The 2,661-nt window shown below is 42.2% G+C and carries 2 protein-coding genes; both read right to left on the bottom strand.

Features of this window, described 5'->3' with window-relative positions:
- Nucleotides 1–94: 94 nt before the first annotated feature.
- The gene (istB, locus tag ACNQGN_RS18850) at nucleotides 95–850 is read right to left on the bottom strand and encodes an IS21-like element helper ATPase IstB (protein WP_417989367.1); all 756 of its coding nucleotides are present in this window, start codon (nucleotides 848–850) and stop codon (nucleotides 95–97) included.
- Nucleotides 851–905: 55 nt separating this feature from the next.
- On the bottom strand, nucleotides 906–2,468 hold the full coding sequence (gene istA / locus ACNQGN_RS18845; RefSeq protein WP_417989366.1) for an IS21 family transposase: 1,563 nt from the start codon (nucleotides 2,466–2,468) through the stop codon (nucleotides 906–908).
- Nucleotides 2,469–2,661: the final 193 nt, after the last annotated feature.

Below are 2,661 nucleotides of genomic sequence, written 5' to 3'. Positions count from 1 at the left end.
TGTGAACGGTAAATAAGAATGCAGAGTTTTTGGCAACTGGAAGTGCAGAGTATTCGGCAAGAATGAATACATAGTTTGATTCAAAAGTAGGGTATTATTTTGAAGAATCAAAAAACGTTTTTCTGTTTTCCATACGGTAGCTTTCACCCGTTAGGCTGATCACTTCACACCTAAAAAGTAAACGGTCCAATAGGGCGGTCGCAATGACTTCATCGTCCAGCATTTTAGCCCATTCAGTCGGCTTTTTATTGGTAGTAATTATAATCGAGGTATGTTCATAAATCTGATTTATAAAGTTGAAGAAGGCGACTGCCAGACTCTTTTCCAAAGGAAAAAGCATAATATCATCCAATACGATTAGATTGGCCTTGAGCAGTTTCTTGTATTCCGCCATCTGTGATTTCACAAAGTCCTTTGTCTTTAGTGTATTGAGAATCTCATCCATAGAGCGGAAATACACTTTGTAACCCGCCTTGACAGCATCCATGGACAGACCTGCAGCAAGTGCTGTTTTTCCTGTACCGCTTGGCCCCATCAAGACAATATTAAAAAGCTGGTCTATCCAGTTGAGCTCTCTTAGTTGCGCTAACCGTTCGCTTTTGAGTCCGTTCCTTCCGATTTCGTAGAGGTCCAGATTATTATTCTTAGGTAATCCAGCGGTCTTCATCCTTCTTATTTCATCGTTGTTCTGGCGATGGTCGGCTTCTCTTTTCAATAACCTAAGCGTATATTGAACGTAGCCTAGACTATCCTTTTCTGCATCTGCAATGATTTCTTCCAGATTCGTCCCGATAGCCGAGAGTCGAAAGCTGCTGCACAGCTGTTTGATTTCTTGTTTTTGTTTTTCCATTTTGTTTTCTTGTTTTAGGATATGTTACCGACCAGAGCCGGTAACATATGGGTTATCAATTAGTAAAGAAGGTATCATAACTTCCTAGATCACTCCGTTGTGGATCCGTATCTGCAATACGTTTGCTTGTGCCGCTCAAGGGGTTCAATTGGATGATCTTAGGTCCTTGTAGGACTTCGTTTTGCTGTTTTCTGTTCATGGTCTCTACGATGGCTTTAAAGTCGGTAGCGCTCAGGATTCCATTCTCGCAGGCATAATCTAATGCCCGGGAAGCAATGTAGGGATCAAGGCCAGTAACCGTGACTTTTAGCGATTGTATCTGATCACGGATATATCGGGGTTTATGGTTCCTGATCCGTTCTATCCAATCTAGTGCCTGCAATTTATTCTCCATCAGTTCACAGAACTCTTCCATCATTTCCACGATGGCCGTATTCTTATCACGTTTATGGTCACGTGCGATTATTTTCTGACCTCTAAGCAGGTTGATCTCATGTCGGCAGAGTTCACCATACTTTTCATCGAGCATGATTAGTTCTGATCCGGCTTCCTTCAACTGTATCGTAGTATTCTTCCCTTTGTAAGTACCATAAGGCAGACTATAAAGATTACCCTTGTAAGATATCTTGTTGTCCTTATGGACCGCGTAGGTTGGTAACTGCTTAACGACGAGCTCTATAGGATGATAAGGATCCAGGAATTTCGCTTCGATACCATGTTCGTCTTGTGGGATCCGCTTGGTTGTACCGTGCTCCAGTGCGTTAGCTGTCCGGTTAAGCCATCCCCGTGCCTCAGAGTTCAATGTTTCCAGATCTTTGAAGGAGCGGTTGTAGAGAAAGTTCTTTTTTACATACCCAACCACGTTTTCAACCTTTCCCTTCGATTCAGGATCAGCCTTTTTGCAAAAATGGGTAATAAAGCTCCGCCGCTTGACGTAAGCTCGAAATTCAGCGGTCAGAATGAGATCTCCTAAGTTTTCAGAGACTATGAATAACCGGTCCTGATCATAAACAATCTCTTTGGGACAGCCTTCTATATAGTTGAAAGCAAGTTCATGAGCTTGAATAACGTCTTGCGTGGTGAAAGGGGTGTCCTGGAACAAAACGTACTTATATCGCGAGCGCGAAAGTACGAATGTAAAGAACTGTACTTTCCGGGTTTTGCCCAAGGTGGTAGCCATGTTGTAGAACCCAAAGTCAACTTGTCCCTGCATACCGTAGGCTAATTCAGGAACCATGGTATATTCCCGTACTGCTTCCGTTTTGAGAATGTTGTAGGTTGTTCTGACCGAATGAACAAAGTTAAAAATAGTCTTCTGGCTTACCTCAGGAAAGTCCTGATGGCACTCCTTGAGCCAATCGTGCATTTGTGCAGCAGAGGTGTCTGCGTGTATCTCCAGCTTGCCCTTGACAAATTCCGTGTAGTCTTCCAAAGTTTTCTTTCTACCTTTGGGCTTTGTAAGTTCTTGTTCAAATTCATCTTCGCTCAGCTTGAGCAAACGTTTGGCGGTACGCCAGTTCATCCCGAGATAATCTGCGATTTTAGTTACAGAAAAACCCTCGCGATCCATACGGTGAACTTCATGATAGGTCATAAGTTTGTTTAAATAATAGTTCATAAATATCCTTGTCTTTTTAGTAGATGACAAAGGTTGTTTTTTTCTTTTGGGGCTAAACCCCAAAAGAGGAACTATGTATTCATTCTTGCCAATAATCCTGCACTTATTCTTGCTGATTATCGTGCACTATTCTTGCCAATTATCCTGCACTCTTAATTGCCAAAAATCGTGTACTTTTATTTACCGTTCACAA

Origin of the sequence: Flavobacterium rhamnosi (genome assembly GCF_048286515.1) — a bacterium.
GTDB lineage: Bacteria > Bacteroidota > Bacteroidia > Flavobacteriales > Flavobacteriaceae > Flavobacterium.
The sequence above is the reverse complement of the archived record's forward strand: the minus strand, read 5'-3'. Positions and strand labels throughout refer to the sequence as shown.

Bases quoted from the DNA above. Each gene is read 5' to 3' on its own strand.
- istB (WP_417989367.1), bottom strand. From the start codon at position 850: ATGGAAAAACAAAAACAAGAAATCAAACAGCTGTGCAGCAGCTTTCGA.
- istA (WP_417989366.1), bottom strand. From the start codon at position 2,468: ATGAACTATTATTTAAACAAACTTATGACCTATCATGAAGTTCACCGT.